Source organism: Enterococcus sp. DIV1758 (genome assembly GCF_051711985.1).
Classification (GTDB): domain Bacteria; phylum Bacillota; class Bacilli; order Lactobacillales; family Enterococcaceae; genus Enterococcus; species Enterococcus faecalis.
On sequence record NZ_JBIOOA010000001.1, the window covers coordinates 1,242,292 to 1,258,647 of the forward strand.

The 16,356-nt window shown below is 39.0% G+C and carries 16 protein-coding genes; all 16 read left to right on the top strand.

Features of this window, described 5'->3' with window-relative positions:
- Positions 1 to 10: 10 nt before the first annotated feature.
- The 16 genes from IGJ52_RS06155 (at position 11) to zapA (ending at position 16,348) form a co-directional block, all read left to right on the top strand.
- Positions 11 to 835, top strand: a complete 825-nt coding sequence (locus tag IGJ52_RS06155; protein WP_010816487.1) for a formate/nitrite transporter family protein — start codon at positions 11 to 13, stop codon at positions 833 to 835.
- A complete protein-coding gene (locus tag IGJ52_RS06160) occupies positions 825 to 1,406 on the top strand; it encodes a hypothetical protein (protein WP_002363879.1) in 582 nt (193 codons plus the stop codon). The genes IGJ52_RS06155 and IGJ52_RS06160 overlap by 11 nt, the downstream gene beginning before the upstream one ends.
- Positions 1,394 to 1,882 carry an NADH-quinone oxidoreductase subunit NuoE family protein gene (locus IGJ52_RS06165; RefSeq protein WP_002357722.1) on the top strand — a complete coding sequence of 163 codons (489 nt, stop codon included), beginning with the start codon at positions 1,394 to 1,396 and terminating at the stop codon, positions 1,880 to 1,882. Before IGJ52_RS06160 ends, IGJ52_RS06165 begins: the two co-directional genes overlap by 13 nt.
- An 11-nt stretch (positions 1,883 to 1,893) precedes the next feature.
- Positions 1,894 to 3,192, top strand: coding sequence for a complex I 51 kDa subunit family protein (locus IGJ52_RS06170; protein ID WP_002419765.1), 1,299 nt, complete (start codon positions 1,894 to 1,896; stop codon positions 3,190 to 3,192).
- Positions 3,193 to 3,194: 2 nt separating this feature from the next.
- On the top strand, positions 3,195 to 5,915 hold the full coding sequence (fdhF, locus tag IGJ52_RS06175) for a formate dehydrogenase subunit alpha (protein ID WP_271852802.1): 2,721 nt from the start codon (positions 3,195 to 3,197) through the stop codon (positions 5,913 to 5,915).
- 17 nt (positions 5,916 to 5,932) lie between these two features.
- Positions 5,933 to 7,135 carry a molybdopterin molybdotransferase MoeA gene (locus IGJ52_RS06180; RefSeq protein WP_002384572.1) on the top strand — a complete coding sequence of 401 codons (1,203 nt, stop codon included), beginning with the start codon at positions 5,933 to 5,935 and terminating at the stop codon, positions 7,133 to 7,135.
- Positions 7,136 to 7,543: 408 nt separating this feature from the next.
- A complete protein-coding gene (gene moaC, locus IGJ52_RS06185; RefSeq protein ID WP_002397254.1) occupies positions 7,544 to 8,053 on the top strand; it encodes a cyclic pyranopterin monophosphate synthase MoaC in 510 nt (169 codons plus the stop codon).
- On the top strand, positions 8,050 to 9,024 hold the full coding sequence (gene moaA / locus IGJ52_RS06190) for a GTP 3',8-cyclase MoaA (protein WP_080113401.1): 975 nt from the start codon (positions 8,050 to 8,052) through the stop codon (positions 9,022 to 9,024). Before moaC ends, moaA begins: the two co-directional genes overlap by 4 nt.
- 2 nt (positions 9,025 to 9,026) lie before the next feature.
- Complete coding sequence (locus IGJ52_RS06195; RefSeq protein ID WP_002410706.1) at positions 9,027 to 9,461, top strand: MOSC domain-containing protein; 435 nt, start codon at positions 9,027 to 9,029, stop codon at positions 9,459 to 9,461.
- Positions 9,454 to 9,936, top strand: a complete 483-nt coding sequence (locus tag IGJ52_RS06200; RefSeq protein WP_002361756.1) for a MogA/MoaB family molybdenum cofactor biosynthesis protein — start codon at positions 9,454 to 9,456, stop codon at positions 9,934 to 9,936. Before IGJ52_RS06195 ends, IGJ52_RS06200 begins: the two co-directional genes overlap by 8 nt.
- A gap of 3 nt (positions 9,937 to 9,939) precedes the next feature.
- Positions 9,940 to 10,911: a molybdopterin-binding protein gene (locus IGJ52_RS06205; RefSeq protein ID WP_219259491.1), complete on the top strand. Its 972-nt coding sequence runs from the start codon at positions 9,940 to 9,942 to the stop codon at positions 10,909 to 10,911.
- 18 nt (positions 10,912 to 10,929) lie between these two features.
- Positions 10,930 to 11,730: a molybdate ABC transporter substrate-binding protein gene (gene modA / locus IGJ52_RS06210; RefSeq protein ID WP_002360416.1), complete on the top strand. Its 801-nt coding sequence runs from the start codon at positions 10,930 to 10,932 to the stop codon at positions 11,728 to 11,730.
- Positions 11,731 to 11,738: 8 nt separating this feature from the next.
- Complete coding sequence (gene modB / locus IGJ52_RS06215; RefSeq protein ID WP_002357709.1) at positions 11,739 to 12,410, top strand: molybdate ABC transporter permease subunit; 672 nt, start codon at positions 11,739 to 11,741, stop codon at positions 12,408 to 12,410.
- The gene (locus IGJ52_RS06220; RefSeq protein WP_002419761.1) at positions 12,407 to 13,411 is read left to right on the top strand and encodes an ATP-binding cassette domain-containing protein; all 1,005 of its coding nucleotides are present in this window, start codon (positions 12,407 to 12,409) and stop codon (positions 13,409 to 13,411) included. Before modB ends, IGJ52_RS06220 begins: the two co-directional genes overlap by 4 nt.
- Before the next feature lie 121 nt (positions 13,412 to 13,532).
- Positions 13,533 to 15,635 (top strand): heavy metal translocating P-type ATPase, encoded by a 2,103-nt coding sequence (locus IGJ52_RS06225; RefSeq protein ID WP_033600561.1) that lies wholly within the window; start codon positions 13,533 to 13,535, stop codon positions 15,633 to 15,635.
- 269 nt (positions 15,636 to 15,904) lie between these two features.
- Positions 15,905 to 16,348: a cell division protein ZapA gene (gene zapA / locus IGJ52_RS06230; RefSeq protein WP_002357706.1), complete on the top strand. Its 444-nt coding sequence runs from the start codon at positions 15,905 to 15,907 to the stop codon at positions 16,346 to 16,348.
- Positions 16,349 to 16,356 lie beyond the last annotated feature (8 nt).

The following is a 16,356-nucleotide window of genomic DNA, read 5'->3' on the forward strand; positions in this document are numbered from 1 at the left end:
AGGAATCGTAATGGATTTTTTCAGTAGTGAAGAAATAGTTGCAAGCTTAGGTGATAAGGCAGAAATGAAAGGGAAATTATCGTTTGTTCGGCTCTGTATTTTAGGCATCATGGCTGGTTTTTGTATTGCACTGGGTTACTTGGCGTTTATTCGTATCACTGGAACTGCCCCCACAGAATGGGGAAGTTTTAACAACTTTCTGGGTGGAGCTTTATTTCCAGTTGGATTGATAGCGCTTACTTTTATTGGTGGTGAGTTAGCAACAGGCAATATGATGGTAATGACATTAGGCGTATTACAAAAAAAGGTTCGAGTGGGCGCTCTTTGTTATAACTGGATAGTTGTTTTATTGACCAATTGTCTAGGCGGATTTCTTGTGGCATATTTATTTGGCCATATTGTTGGGTTAACTGAAGGTGCGTTTCTGGATAAAACAGTCGCAGTTGCTCAGGCGAAAATTGCTGATCCACCGCTAGTTGCTTTTGTTTCAGGGATTGGCTGTAATATTTTTGTTTGTTTAGCGGTTTATCTCGGAGCGTTGGCAAAATCATATTTAGGTAAAATGTTTGGCTTATGGTTTCCTGTCATGGTTTTCGTTGTTTGTGGGTTTCAACACGTGGTCGCCAATGCATTTATTATTCCAGCGGCAATTTTTTCACAAAGCACCACAATCAGTTGGTGGGATTATTTGCAAAATACACTATGGGTATTTTTAGGCAATGCGGTAGGGGGCAGTCTTTTTATGGCCGTACCATTGATCTTTATGACAAAACCAGCAACTGTCAAACCAAGAGTTGAGAAAACGATTCAGACGGAGGAGCTCTATGGCAATTGAGGTACCAAACATGATTCAAATTGGATCTACCGGTCGGAATAGTGGCAAAACGACATTAGCCGAAGCCCTTATTAAACAGTACCAAGAAGTCTATCCAATTTATGGCTTGAAGATTATTACGATTAGTGGTCAACGAGGGGTGTGTCAACGAGGCACAAAAGGATGCGGAATTTGTACCAGTATTACAGCTGGTTATGAATTAGTAGAAGAGCAAGAGACGATTGGCAATAAAGATACCATGAAATTATTAGCTGCAGGTTGTCAAAAAGTTTTTCTATTGAAAGTTTTTCAAGAAAATTTGGCGGAAGCCATTCAGCAATTTCTGAAAGCTGTGCCGGCCCAAGCATTAATCATTTGTGAATCAAATTCATTACGTAATGTTGTGCAGCCAGGACTATTTCTTATGATGAATAACCAGAATCGCCAAAAAGAATCAGCAAAAAAAGTCATAGATAAAGCCGATTTTTGTTTACTATCTGCTGAAATACCAAAAGAATTGCGTATCTATTATCAAGGAGAACAACTTCAAGTTTCACTAAAAAGGGGGAATAAAAAGGAATGTGTGCATTAAGCTTAATTGAAAAAGAAGCGATTATTCTAGAAAACGATGCTGATCCACAACGAATTTTAAATATTTTAATTGAATTACAATTTGCTTCAGAGGAAGGGTATATCGATCAGGAAACAGCTCAATTAGTTGCAGAGCATCTACATTTAACGGAAGCGCGAGTCTATGAAATCGTCAGTTTCTATGCCATTTTAAAGACGGAACCGCAAGCGAAGTATGTCTTGAAGATTTGTAACAGTACGCCGTGTCATTATACTGGTGGAGCGATGGTTGCAGAGGTTTTAGAAACCATTTTAGAAGTGCCAGAGAATCAGCCGACCCCAGATGGCTTATTTATGTATCACAGTATTCCTTGTATTGGGGCTTGTGATTTAGGTCCAGTAATTAAAATTAAGGACACCGTTTTTAGCCAACTAACAGAAGAGAAAATTTATCAATTAATTCAACATTTGCAAAATGATTGCTATGAAGGATTGTAGGAGGTGAGTCAATGCTTAAGAGAAACCAACCAATGTTATTAGAGAGAATGGGGAAAATGCAATCTGCGACCGATGTTGCTGAATATTGTAAATACGATGGATTTGATGGTTTAAAAAGAGCAATTTCACTATCGGATGAAGAAATTTTAAACGAACTGGATATTGCGCACTTAAGAGGTCGCGGTGGAGCAGCCTATCCTTTAGGAAAAAAATGGCGCCATCTTTATCATGCAAAAGGAACCACAAAGTACATTGTTTGTAATGCTGATGAAGGCGAACCAGGGACCTTTAAGGATAAAGTACTTTTATCTGAAGATCCATTGAGTGTGATTGAAGGAATGATCATTGCTGGCTATTTATTTTCAGCAAAAGCAGGTTATATTTATATGCGAGGAGAATATCGCAGAATCCAAAAAACATTTCAAGAAGCACTCGATAATGCACGACAAGCTGGCTTTTTAGGGGAAAACATTTTAGGAATTGAAGGATTTAATTATGATATTACGATTATTTCTGGTGCTGGCGCCTATATTTGTGGAGAAAATTCAGCACTTTTAAATTCAATTGAAGGAAAAACGGGGCGGCCGCGTGTCAAACCACCACACTTAGCAGATGTTGGCTTATATTTGCAACCAACATTAGTGAATAATGTTGAATCATTTGCAAGTGTTCCTGTAATTTTACGAGAAGGTGGACAAGCCTTTTTAGAGATGGGTACTGCCGATGGCGGCGGAACAAAGCTAATTTGTTTGTCTGGACATATTAAAAATCGGGGCTTATACGAGGTCAACCTTGGAACACCATTAGAAGAAATAATTTATGGCGAGCAATACGGCGGAGGCTCTGCAACTGGTCGAGCATTGAAATTTATTCACTTCGGTGGACAATCCGGTCCAATTGGTGCTGTCGCAACGTTAAGGGATTGTTTGTATTCCTACGAAGATTTATGGGCCCATGACTTATCTGTCGGCTCTGGTGCAATTGTAGTAATGGATGATTCAGTCAATGTTGTGGACTATTTAGTACACGTGGCGGCCTTTTTTGCTCATGAGTCCTGTGGTAAATGCACCCCTTGTCGATTGGGAACAACTAGGATTTTGGAATTATTGAGTAAATTCAATCGGAAAGAGGCAACAGCTAGTGATTTGCCACGATTGGAAAAGATGCTCACGCATGTCACGCGATTATCAGCTTGTGGTTTGGGCCAATCCGTCGCAACTTCAATGAAGAGTGCATTGGCTTTGTTTCCAGAAGAATTTGAAACGACTGCTGAAACAGAAATCTATGCCACCAGCAAAGGAGGTTGGTAAAAATGAAAACAAAGTTGCATACGCAAACAGTTACGTTGTCTATTGATAACCAAGAAGTAACTGTGCCTAAAGGGACTACCATTCTCGAAGCAGCGAAAGGGCTAGGTGTTGAAATCCCAACGCTCTGTCATTTAAAAGAATTAGCGCCTGATGGTTCTTGTCGGATGTGCGTGGTTGAGGTGGAAGGCGGCCGACGTGGTGGCTTAACAACTGCTTGTACGGCACATTGTCAAGAGGACATGGTTGTGTCAACGCATTCTGAAAAAGTTGCTGATTCCAGACGTTTTATTCTTGATTTATTATTGAGTAATCATAAATTAGAATGTTTTTCTTGTGGAAAAAACGGGGATTGTCAATTACAACAGTATGCGCTAGATTATGGGATTGATGCCACTAGCTTTACCGAGGGGAAAAGAATGCCTTGCCACCAAGAAGATACCAGTAATCCATTTTTCTCTTATGATCCAGAAAAGTGTATCATGTGTCGTCGTTGTGCCCGTGTCTGTCAATTGCGGCAGGGAAGAGATGTACTTAGTATTGCTAATCGTGGCTTTGAAACAAAAATGATGCCAAGTTATGGGCAGCCGTTTGATCAATCTATCTGTGAATCATGTGGCAATTGTGTCTCTTCCTGTCCTACAGGTGCGTTAACAGCAAAAGATACGAAAGAGTACCGCAAATGGGAAACCCAGAAAATCCCTACAACTTGTCCGCATTGTGGGACAGGCTGTCAGATGAATTTACTCGTTAAAAATAATCGTTTGGTGGGTGTTGAACCCCTGGATGGACCAGCTAATAAAAATTTACTTTGTGTGAAAGGAAAATTTGCTTCATATAAATTTGTTGGGTCAGGAGATCGCTTAACGGAGCCATTAATTAAACGGAATGGGATTTTTGAACCTGCTTCTTGGAAAGAAGCCTTAGCGCTTGTTTCGTCAAAATTTAACGAAATTAAAGCAGAAAACGGCGCGGATGCTCTTGCCGGTTTTTCGTGCTCTAGAGCGACAAATGAAGATAATTATGTCTTTCAAAAAATGGTGCGTGCTGCTTTTGGTACCAATAACGTTGATAACTGTGCCCGTGTTTGTCATTCGGCTTCGGTCCATGGTTTAGCCCAAACCTTAGGCTCTGGTGCGATGACTAATCCTATTGCTGATATCACTGAAGATGTCGACATGATTTTATTAGTAGGTTCCAATCCAGAAGAAGCTCATCCAGTTATTGGTGCGCAAATTCGCCAAGCCATCCAAAGAGGAACACAAGTTGTTGTTGTTGATCCGCGGAAAATTAACTTAGTGAAGGATAGTGCACTGCATTTACGAGTTCAGGCGGGAACGAATGTCGCATTTGCTAATGGCATGATGCATGTGATTTTGAAAGAAGGTTTAGCAGATCGCCACTTTATTGAAGAACGGACAGAAGGATTTTCAGATTTAGAAAAAATGGTGGCTGATTATACGCCGGAAAAAGTCGCAGAAATTTGTCATATTCATCCAGAAGATCTAATTCAAGCAGCACGCATGTATGCAAAAGCAGAGAAAGCACCAATCATTTATTGTTTAGGCGTAACGGAACATTCGACAGGAACTGAGGGTGTTATGAGTATGTCTAATTTGGCAATGTTGGTTGGTAAAGTTGGAAAACCTGGCTGTGGTGTCAATCCTTTGCGAGGTCAAAATAATGTTCAAGGTGCCTGTGATATGGGCTGTATGCCTTATGATTTCCCAGGCTATCAAAAAGTCAATAATCCAGAAGTAATCGACAAATTTGAAAAAGCTTGGCATGTGCCGCTAAATCGAAACACCGGTTTAACTTCTACTAAAGTCTTGCCAGCAGCAACGGCAGGAAACGTCAAAGGCCTTTATATTTTTGGAGAAGATCCAATTGTTACGGATCCAGACACAGGACATGTTCGTCAAGCTTTAGAAAGTTTAGACTTTTTAGTCGTTCAAGAATTATTTATGACCGAAACGGCTGCTTATGCAGATGTTGTTTTACCTGGCATCAGTTATGCAGAAAAAGATGGGACATTTACAAATACAGAACGGCGCGTGCAAAGAGTCCGCAAAGCTGTTGAACCAAGGGGACAAGCGCGAGAAGACTATGAAATTTTTTGTGAAGTCATGACACGGATGGGCTATCCTTGTGCGTATGAATCTGCAAAAGAAATTATGGAAGAAATTTCAGCTGTGACGCCTTCGTTTGGTGGAATTAATTATGAACGTTTAGAGAAGGAGAGCTTACAATGGCCTTGTCGTAGCTTGACAGATCCAGGCACGCCGATTATGCATGTGGGCAGTTTTGCTCGTGGGAAAGGTTTATTTAAAGCAATTCCGTATAAGCAAGCACAAGAATTACCAGATGAAGAGTACCCGTATTTAATGTCGACAGGCCGAATGCTTTACCATTACAATACCCGAGCAATGACAGGACGAACGGAAGGGATTAACCAAATAGCGAATCACTCTTATATTGAGATAAATGCCGTCGATGCACAAGCTCTGGGAATCCAAGAAGGTGACAAAGTGGAAGTTCATTCTCGACGTGGCAAAATTGAAACTTATGCGGCTGTCGGAAATCGAGTATTTCCGCAAGAAGTCTTTATGACATTCCACTTTCCAGATGGGAATGTTAACGAAATCACTAATGCTGTATTTGATGATATCGCCACAATTCCTGAATATAAAGTTTGTGCCGTTGCGATTAAACCAGTGAATAAATAAAAAAGGATGGTTAAAACATGATCGAGTTGGAAGAAGCACGAGAGAAAATGACCCAACATATGAAGAGTCAATGTGAAACAGAAGAAGTGGCGCTGCTTGATTCCTTGGGGCGGATTAGCGGAGAAACCATTTTTGCAGAGACAGCGATTCCTCATTTTCCTCGTGCCGGGATGGATGGGTATGCCGTTCGTGCAGTAGAAACACGAGGTGCGACTGCTGAAAGCCCAAGTTGTTTAAAAGTCGTTGGTTCTTTAGTGGCAGGGGATTCCATGTTTTATTGTAATCAGACGAATAACTGTGCGATTAAAATAACGACAGGTGCTTTTATTCCAACCGATTTTGATGCTGTAGTGCCACAAGAATGGACGGATTTTGGGCAGGACCATGTTAAAATTTTTCGCTCTGTCACTGCGGGCCAAAACTATGCGGAAATTGGAGAAGATATTGCTTTTCAGCAAAAAATTTTAGCAAAACATCAACAGATTAATAGTCGCATGATTGGTCTGTTGGCAATGCAAGGGATTGATAAAGTTGTTGTATTGAAGCGCATGAAGGTGGGGATTTTAGCAACGGGTAGTGAGTTAGTTTCTTTGGAAGAACCGCTGTCAGTTGGGAAAATTTATAATAGTAATCTCTACATGTTAGCAGCTTTTGTCAAAGCGAGTGGCAATGAAGTAATCCACCTAGACCATTGTTCAGATGACCCTGAAGAATTAGCGAAGAGGCTGATTGAGATTTCACCAAAACTTGATTTATTAATTACTTGTGGTGGTGTTTCGGTAGGTGAAAAGGACAATTTACCTTTAGCGATTAAACGTATCGGAGGAACAGAGTTGTTTCATTTTGTAAATATGAAACCTGGAACCCCAGTTATGGGAAGTCAATTTCAAGAAACACTCATTTTAAGCGTTTCAGGCAATCCGTTTGCGGCAATGGTTAATTTACATCTTTTTTACTGGACATTATTAGCTACTTTTTTTAATTGTGTCGAGTTAAATCTAAAGGAACGAACAGTAATTTTAGCGCATGAATTAGCCCCCAGTAGACTACGTCGATTTTACCGAGCGAAAGAAATAGATGGCACAGTAAATTTAGTGACAAAAAGTCATCTTTCATCCAATTTATCAAATACTTTAGAAACAAATTGCCTGCTAGAACAACCAGCTGGTGTACTACTCAAAAAAGGCGCGCTTGTAAAAGTCTATTATTGGCAAACTTGATGACAACCTGACCTAAGATTAGTATGAAAGTAAGAGCCTGGAACAAAAATCACTTTGGATTTTTGTTCCAGGCTTAAAAATTGATAAACGGCGGGAACAGAAGCAACTCCTTCGGAAATAAGCCGAAATTCTCCAAAAATTAAAGAACAATTTTCGGAAATTACTTCTTATTTCTCGGAGTTAAGCACTTCTGTCCCGACCTCTTATTGCTTATCAAGTTTTAAGACTTAGACAAAACTCTGGTCAGGCTAAGCGAAGCACGTAATTTTTGTCGCTTAACGTTTTTTTACTTCGATTTCTCGCTAAAAAAAATTGTGGATGCCAGATTGTTTTTTTGATGCAAGAGTGATACACTTGAAAAAGAAGTATTGTGTAAACGTTAACAAATGTCAAATGTGAGGTGGAGAAATGGTTCAAAGTAAGGAATTTACGCACTTGAATACACAAGGAGAAGTGCACATGGTTGATATTTCGGAAAAAAATGACACTGAAAGAACAGCCCTCGCTTATGGAGAAATTCACATGTTGGAAGCGACAGCAGAAGCGATCCAGACCCAAATGATTAAAAAAGGTGAAGTATTACAGGTAGCAAGAGTCGCTGGGATTACCGCCGCAAAACGAACGTTTGAATGGATTCCTTTGTGTCATTTGGTTGCTTTGACAAAGTGTGAAATTCAGTTTAATTGGCGCAATCAAACTTGTTTAGAAGTACGTTGCTTTACAAAAACAGTGGGTTCAACTGGCGTTGAAATGGAAGCGCTAACAGGTGTGCAGGCAGCACTCTTAACAATTTATGACATGTGTAAAGCAATTGATCGAGGAATGACAATGACAAACATTGGTTTATTAGAGAAAAATGGTGGACGCAGTGGTCATTTCATTCGTTCTTCAATTAAGTCAAAGGAAAGTGATGAGTGAACAGCATGAAAGATGCATTTAACCGTGAAATTGATTATGTTCGTTTGTCTTTAACAGATCGTTGTGACTTACGTTGCACGTATTGCATGCCAGCAACAGGTCTTTGCTTTTTAAAAAAAGAGCAGCTTCTAACAGATGATGAGATTATTTTTTTATTGAGGATATTAGCGAAAGAAGGCATCAAAAAAGTTAAATTAACAGGTGGTGAACCGCTTGTTAGACCAAATTTACTCTCTTTAATTAAAAGGATAAAGCAAATCTCAGGCATCGAAAAAGTAACCCTAACGACTAATGGCATGAAGTTAGCTCGTGAGGCTCAAGGATTAAAAGAGGCGGGCTTGGACGGCGTTAATATTAGCTTAGACACTTTGGATCCAGAAGAATTTCGAGAAATAACAAGAGTTGGTCAGTTAAGGAATGTTCTGGCGGGCTTAGAACAAGCGATTGATGCGGGACTACCTAATATCAAAATTAATACTGTAGCTAGGAAAGAGCTAAGTGAAGCAACAATTGTAGAACTGGCTGAAATCGCTAAGAAAGAGACTGTCCATCTTCGTTTCATTGAAATGATGCCAATTGGATTAGGAAAGGAGCATCCGGGTAAGCAGCAAGAAGAAGTAGAAGCCATTTTAACCAAACATTATGGAATGTTGCAACCATACCAAAAACCATTGGGCAATGGCCCTGCTAGTTATTACGCCTTAAAAGATTTTAAAGGGAAAATAGGTTTTATTAGTGCATTAGGGCATTGTTTTTGCGAGACGTGCAATCGAATCCGAATTACTGCAGACGGCCATTTAAAAACGTGCCTGCATTCTGCAGACGGCTACTCGTTAAAGGAAGCTTTAGCTAAGGAACAAACAGCAGAATTGTTAGGGATTATCAAGAGTGGCATTGCCTGTAAGCCTGAAAAACATCTTTTCTTGGAACAACAAGGAGAACAACGATTTATGTCACAAATAGGAGGGTAAGTATGAAAACAGGAGAAATTATTGCAATAAATATTAGCCCACGAAGAGGCACACAGAAAAAGGAAATTCCTGAAGTCAACTTAATTAAAGGCTTTGGATTAGAAAATGATGCGCACGGCGGTAATTGGCATCGACAAGTCAGTTTGTTATCTTTTGAAGAAATAACGGCTTTCAATGAAAAAGGAGCTCGGGTTGGCAATGGTGCTTTCGGGGAAAACATAATCGTCTCAGGGATTGATTTACGTCAATTACCTGTTGGAACGAAATTGAAAATAGGCGATTCCGAATTGGTGGTTACTCAAATTGGGAAAGAGTGCCATAAACACTGTCAGATTTATGCGCGAGTGGGCGATTGCATCATGCCTAGAGAAGGAATCTTTGCAGTTGTTGTGACAGAAGGTCATATTAAAAAAGGAGACCAGTTAGACGTTGTTTAAAGTGGGCATTGTAACATTAAGTGATCGTTGCTTTCAAGGACTTGCTGTCGACCAATCGGGTCCCTTGATTCGTGAACAGTTACCTGCGCTCTACCAGGTAACCAAACAAACCATTTTACCAGATGAAGAAAATCAATTAGTAGAGCTATTGCAAGAGTGGTCTAAGACCTGTGATTTGATTTTAACGACAGGCGGCACAGGGTTGAGTGAACGGGATCGGACCCCAGAAGCTACCTTACGTGTAGCAGAGCGAATCATTCCTGGGATCAGTGAGGGCTTGCGTCAACTTAGCTTGGAAAAAACACCATTTGCTATGTTAAGTCGAGGCGTTTCTGTTCAAAGAGGACGCACGCTCATTGTTAATTTGCCTGGTAGCCCGAAAAGTGTAACAGAACATTTGCATTTTTTGTTGCCTGTTTTGCCCCACGCTTTGGATTTAATCACAAATAAAAAAATCATACATGATGAGGAATAAACCATGAAAACAATTCGAACAGAACAGGCAGTTGGCCTTCCGTTGAGTCATGATATTACGCGAATTGACTATGGAAAGACCAAGGAAGTGTGTTTTAAAAAAGGACATATAGTTGTTCAAGAAGATATTCCAATTCTTTTATCATTAGGGAAAAAACATCTGTTTGTTTCCTTGGATCCAGCAGAAATACATGAAGAAGAGGCAGCGACATTTTTGTATAACCTGTTAACAGATGACTCATGTCAGCCGAGTGAAGTCCATGAAGGAAAAATTGTTGCTAAAGCTAGCACGAGAGGTCTTTTAAAAGTCAATCGAGAAAAATTAATTGCTTTAAATGAAATTGAAGGTCTTGCCTTGTCAACTAAAATTACCAATATAGAAGTTCAGAAAGATGAAAAAGTTGCAGCCTTTCGAGTGATTCCACTAACGATTTCTAAAAGCCAATTAGAAAAGGCACGCCAGCTCAGCACGTCTGAGCCACTAATCTCTGTGAAACCTTTCAAAAAAATACGGGTCGGGATTGTAACTACTGGCAGTGAAGTTTACACAGGATTGGTTGAGGATGCTTTTTACCCTGTGTTAAAAGCCAAGTTCTCCGCGTATCCTTTAGTTACGATTGTCAAGCAAGAAATTGTCGATGATCAGCCGCAAAAAATTACTGTTGCGATCAAAAAGATGTTAGCACAAGGGTTTGATCTGATTGTTTGTACAGGTGGTATGAGTGTAGATCCTGATGATTTGACACCGTTAGCAATTAAGCAGACAGGTGCTGAAATCGTAACCCATGGGACACCAGTCTTACCAGGTTCAATGTTTTTGCTAGCTTATAAAGGAGAGCAAACGATCATTGGCTTACCAGGCGGTGTTTTATTTTCAGAAAAAACGGTTTTTGATTTGTTGTTACCAAGATTAATGGCCAAAGAAGTGATAAAAAAATCTGAAATTATTGACTTGAGTTATGGCGGGTATTTATAAAAGAAAAGAGGCGTTCAAATGTCTAAACAAAAAAAGGCTGTGTTCCTGCTTAGTTTATTCAGTTTAGTTGCCCTAATTGCTGCATGTACAAATCAGCCGCAAAAAGAAACAGTTTCAACAAAAAAAGAAGAAATAACCCTTGCGGCAGCAGCTAGCTTAGAATCAGTCATGGAGAAGAAAATTATTCCTGCCTTTGAAAAAGAGCATCCAGATATTCAGGTAACTGGAACCTATGATAGTTCTGGAAAATTACAGATGCAAATTGAAAAAGGCCTAAAAGCCGATGTATTTTTCTCGGCTTCGACAAAACAAATGAATGCATTGGTTGCAGAAAAACTAATTAATAAGAAAAGTGTCGTTCCTTTATTGGAAAACCAGCTCGTTCTAATCGTACCTAATCAAGATCAAGCAAAGTGGCATGATTTTTCTGATTTAAAAAAGGCCCAAATGATAGCAATTGGTGATCCTGCGAGTGTTCCAGCTGGTCAATATGCCGAAGAAGGCTTAAAAGCTTTAGGTGCTTGGTCCTATGTAGAAAAACACGCAAGCTTTGGCACGAATGTAACAGAAGTCCTTGAATGGGTAGCTAATGCAAGTGCAGAAGCTGGCTTAGTTTATGCGACAGATGCAGCAACCAATTCAAAAGTAGCGATTGTTGCGGCCATGCCTGAAGCTGCTTTGAAAAAGCCAATCATCTATCCAGTTGGTAAAGTTGCCGCCTCTAAGAAACAAAAATCAGCGGATGCTTTTTTAAATTTTTTACAGAGTCAACAATGCAGAAAATATTTTGAAAATATTGGCTTTAAGTTAACAAAGTAGGTGGGAAAATGGATGTTCGACCAATTCTTTTATCTTTTCAGACAGCAATAATCGCCATTTTATTTACTTTTGTTTTAGGAACAGGCGTTGCGTATATTGTTTTTCGTTTGAAAAATCGTAAATTAAAAATTCTTTTGAATAGTTTATTTACGTTGCCATTAGTTTTACCGCCGACTGTTTTTGGTTTTTTTCTCTTAACTATTTTTGGTGTTCAGCAACCAGTGGGCCAGTTTTTACTTGATTTTTTTGCCATTCAAGTTGTTTTTTCGTGGCCAGCTACGGTTATTGCTGCCGTTGCTGTTTCATTTCCTTTAATGTATCGTTCAGCCTTAACGGCGTTTGAACAAATGGATAGTGAATTGTTGGCGGTAGCCCAGACACTTGGGTTTTCGGAAAGTCGATATTTTAGAAAAATTGCGCTACCTTTGTCGATGAACGGTCTCTTGGCCGGTGGCGTGTTAGCCTTTGCCCGTGGGTTAGGCGAATTTGGAGCGACGACAATGTTAGCAGGGAATATTGCTGGCAAAACAAGAACGCTTCCTTTAGCTATCTACTCTGCTGTAGCAAGTGGGGATTGGCGCTTAGCCAATCAATATGTTGTGATTATGTTATTACTTTGCCTGATTATTTTATTTTTTACGGAATTTTTTAGTCAGCGCGCTTGGAGAAGGTCGGAATGAGATTAATTGTTGATATTCAAAAAGAATTGAAAAGTCATACTTTGCAAATTCAGTTTGAAACAAAGACGCAAACAACAGGAATTTTAGGTGCTTCTGGTTGTGGCAAGAGTATGTTATTAAAATGTATTGCGGGTGTTGAGACTGCGGATAAAGGTCAGATTGTTTTAAATGATCAAGTCTTATTCGATGCTGAAAAAAAGATCAATTTGTCGCCGCAACAACGAAAAATTGGTCTTTTGTTTCAGCAGTATGCGTTGTTCCCTCATTTGTCGGTAGTAGAAAATCTCACGTGCGTGACAAAAGATTTACAATTGGTCACTCAATTGCTTGCGTCTTTTCACTTAACTAAAGTCCAACAACAATATCCTAGTCAACTTTCTGGAGGACAAAGACAACGAGTGGCTTTTGCGCGAATGCTAGCGGCTCAGCCGGCTTACCTGTTATTAGATGAGCCATTTTCCGCATTAGATGCACCCTTAAAGGAAGAGCTGCAAATTGAACTTCAACAGCGATTAAGTAATTTAAATCAACATGCCTTAATTGTGAGTCATAGTTTAGATGAACTGTATAAGTTATGTCAGAGTTTAGTGATAATCACAAAAAGCAAAACACTTTTTGGTGCAACAAATCAATTATTTAACCAACCTCAAACGATTGAAGCAGCTAAACTCACTGGTTGTAAAAATATTTGGCCTGTTAAACGCATAGATGCGCACAGAGTCCAAGTGATTGGTTGGCAACAAACACTAATGGTTACACAAGAAGTTCCTATTTCTTGTCATTCTATTGGTATTCGGGCCCATGATTTCACAACAGAACCGCAGGCAACCAATCAAATCGAAGTGCATCACTTACAAACATTGTCAGCACCTTTTGAACAAAGTGCTTGGTTTCAACACCAACAAACCAAAATTTGGTGGAAAGGCAGCAATAGACTCAATCCGAAAGTTATTACTCAGTTATCCATTCCACCTACAGCAATTATGCCATTATGTCTATAAAATAGAAAAAGATTACGTGAAGCGGTTGACATATGATTGCACCTTCATTTATAATATATTCATGAAAGGTTATTCATGTAAACGGAATAATCGCTATTATATAGGGAGTGAAGGTGTTTAAATGCAAAAGAGTTATAAACTAGAAGGACTTGATTGTGCAAGTTGTGCTGACAAAATTGAAAAATCTGTCCAAAAAATTCACGGAGTAGAAAAAGCGCGTGTGGACTTCATGGCTGAAAAAATGACACTGGAAGTTGAATCAGGACATGATTTAGAAGTCGAAAATGAAGCGCGTGCAGTGATTGGTAAGTTAGAACCAGATGTCAAAGTTATTTCTTTAAAAGATGTCAAAGAAGAAGAAGGACGTAATCCAAATAATAATCGCTTAATTCGTATCATTATTGCATTTGTTTTATTTTTAGCACTTATTATCATTAAACCAAGTAATAATTGGGTTGCTTTGGCATCTTATTTAGTCGTTTATGTCTTAATTGGTGGCGACATTGTCAAACGAGCGGTAACGAATATTTTTCGTGGGGAAGTGTTTGATGAAAATTTTTTAATGTCTGTGGCAACGATCGGGGCATTCTTTATTGGGGAATATCCCGAAGCTGTGGCAGTAATGTTGTTCTACCAAGTCGGCGAATGGTTCCAAAGTGCTGCGGTTGATCAATCCAGAAAATCAATTGCCAAATTAATGGATATTCGTCCGGATTCAGCAAATCTTTTAGTAAATGGACAAATAAAAGCGGTCGCTCCAGATACAATTGAAATTGGGCAACAAATATTAGTGAAACCAGGTGAAAAAGTTCCATTAGATGGTCAAATTATTGATGGATCAAGTATGGTAGATACCTCTGCGTTGACTGGTGAATCCGTTCCAAGAACGGTCAAAGTCGGCGATGAAATCTTAGGTGGTTTTATCAATAAAAATGGGGCCTTGACCATTAATGTTACGAAAAAATTTGGGGATTCAACAGTTAGCAAAATTTTAGATTTAGTTGAAAATGCTAGCAGTAAAAAAGCCCCTGCAGAAAACTTTATTTCTAAATTTGCTCGTTACTATACACCAGTTGTCGTTGTTTTAGCTGTCTTATTGGCAGTGATTCCACCATTTATTTTCCCTGATACTTCTATTAATGAATGGGTTTATCGGGCATTAACGTTCTTGGTTATTTCTTGTCCATGTGCCTTAGTCATTTCTGTTCCTTTAAGTTTCTTCGGTGGAATTGGCGGAGCCAGCAAACTAGGTGTTTTAATTAAAGGAAGTAACTATTTAGAAATTTTAGCGAATACGGAAACAATTGTTTTTGATAAAACTGGTACGCTAACAAAAGGAAATTTTGTGGTTCAAAACATAACTAGTGTTGTTTTACCTGAAGAAGAGTTGTTACGTTTAACAGCAACAGCAGAACAATTATCCACTCATCCTATTGCTATTTCTATTAAAGAAAGCTATGGCAAAGAAACTGTTCCAGCAACAGCAATTGAAGAGGTTGCCGGACACGGTATCAAAGCCACAATTGAAGGCAAAACAGTTTTAGTCGGTAATGCGAAGTTAATGAAACAATTTGGTATCGAAGCACCAGAAGTGAAGGAAGCGGGAACTTTAATTTTTGTCGCTATTGATAATCAATTTGCAGGCTACTTAGTGATTGCGGATCAATTGAAACCAGATGCCATTTCAGCAATAAAAGAATTAAAAGCTGAAGGGGTCAAACAAACTGTTATGCTGACTGGAGACAATCAACAAGTTGCAGAAGCTATTGCAAAAGAAGTTGGTGTTGACAAAGTTTATGCAGAACTTTTACCAGATGGCAAAGTGGATCGTTTAGAAGAGTTGTTAAAAGCATCTTCACCTAAAAACAAAGTTGCCTTTGTTGGTGACGGCATGAATGATGCACCTGTTTTAGCCCGGGCTGATGTTGGGATTGCCATGGGTGGTTTAGGAAGTGACGCGGCAATTGAAGCTGCTGATGTGGTGATTATGAATGATGAACCAAGTCGTATCGCCTCTGCGATTAAATTATCAAGAAAAACATTGAGAATTGTTAAACAAAACATTATCTTTGCGATTGCTGTTAAAATCATTGTTTTGGTACTAGGTGCATTAGGCTTGGCTTCAATGCAAGCAGCAGTCTTTGCTGATGTTGGTGTAACTATTATCGCTGTTTTAAATGCTATGCGTTGTTTACGTGTAGAAAAGATGAAAGATACTAACTAAGCCTTAAAAAGTACAGCTGAAACAAACATTTTTAGCTGATTATCAGGTTTTGAGCGTGGGACAAAAATCACTTTGATTTTTTGTTCCACGCTTTTTCTCCTACACAATTTCTATTCGTTCTTAAATTGCCAGAGTTCTTGTAAAGAAATCTTTAAATTTTTCGCTTTGTGGCATATAATAAGAGAGAATTTGTACGAAAATTGCGCTTCGCTTTTTTTTTCATGGTACAATAAGCAAGAATGGATTGATTTACAGGAGGGAACCTCAACATGGCATCAAATGAAAAAACACGATATAAAGCAATCATTGCAGACCATACGTATACAATTATTGGCCAAGAGTCAAAACAACATATGGATTTAGTCACAAAAATTGTCAACGAACAACTGGCGGAAATTAAACATCTTTCTCCGCAAACTGATACGGAACAAGCTTCTGTTTTATTAGCAATTAATGCAATTTCAGATCAACTAAAAAAACAAGAATATGCTTTAAAATTGGAAAAACAAGTAGCAGATTTAAAACAGAAAACCATTCGTTTGGCTGAATTAGAGAATCGTGTGCGCCGAATGGAAATTATCGAAGAAGAAGCACGAGATGTTTTGAAAAAGAATGGACAAGAAGATGTAGAAATTCATAATCATGTGGAAGCCCAACAAATTTTGAATGAAAATCGAAAACAGCAGATTCAAAATAAAGGTGTTTCGGAGTAGTTCCTGAA

What these genes read in the sequence shown, in the direction of transcription:
- IGJ52_RS06195 (WP_002410706.1), top strand. Translation starts at nt 9,027, where the DNA reads ATGAAAACAGGAGAAATTATTGCAATAAATATTAGCCCACGAAGAGGC.
- IGJ52_RS06155 (WP_010816487.1), top strand. Translation starts at nt 11, where the DNA reads ATGGATTTTTTCAGTAGTGAAGAAATAGTTGCAAGCTTAGGTGATAAG.
- IGJ52_RS06220 (WP_002419761.1), top strand. Translation starts at nt 12,407, where the DNA reads ATGAGATTAATTGTTGATATTCAAAAAGAATTGAAAAGTCATACTTTG.
- modB (WP_002357709.1), top strand. Translation starts at nt 11,739, where the DNA reads ATGGATGTTCGACCAATTCTTTTATCTTTTCAGACAGCAATAATCGCC.
- IGJ52_RS06225 (WP_033600561.1), top strand. Translation starts at nt 13,533, where the DNA reads ATGCAAAAGAGTTATAAACTAGAAGGACTTGATTGTGCAAGTTGTGCT.
- IGJ52_RS06165 (WP_002357722.1), top strand. Translation starts at nt 1,394, where the DNA reads ATGTGTGCATTAAGCTTAATTGAAAAAGAAGCGATTATTCTAGAAAAC.
- zapA (WP_002357706.1), top strand. Translation starts at nt 15,905, where the DNA reads ATGGCATCAAATGAAAAAACACGATATAAAGCAATCATTGCAGACCAT.
- moaC (WP_002397254.1), top strand. Translation starts at nt 7,544, where the DNA reads ATGGTTCAAAGTAAGGAATTTACGCACTTGAATACACAAGGAGAAGTG.
- IGJ52_RS06180 (WP_002384572.1), top strand. Translation starts at nt 5,933, where the DNA reads ATGATCGAGTTGGAAGAAGCACGAGAGAAAATGACCCAACATATGAAG.
- IGJ52_RS06170 (WP_002419765.1), top strand. Translation starts at nt 1,894, where the DNA reads ATGCTTAAGAGAAACCAACCAATGTTATTAGAGAGAATGGGGAAAATG.
- modA (WP_002360416.1), top strand. Translation starts at nt 10,930, where the DNA reads ATGTCTAAACAAAAAAAGGCTGTGTTCCTGCTTAGTTTATTCAGTTTA.
- IGJ52_RS06160 (WP_002363879.1), top strand. Translation starts at nt 825, where the DNA reads ATGGCAATTGAGGTACCAAACATGATTCAAATTGGATCTACCGGTCGG.
- IGJ52_RS06205 (WP_219259491.1), top strand. Translation starts at nt 9,940, where the DNA reads ATGAAAACAATTCGAACAGAACAGGCAGTTGGCCTTCCGTTGAGTCAT.
- fdhF (WP_271852802.1), top strand. Translation starts at nt 3,195, where the DNA reads ATGAAAACAAAGTTGCATACGCAAACAGTTACGTTGTCTATTGATAAC.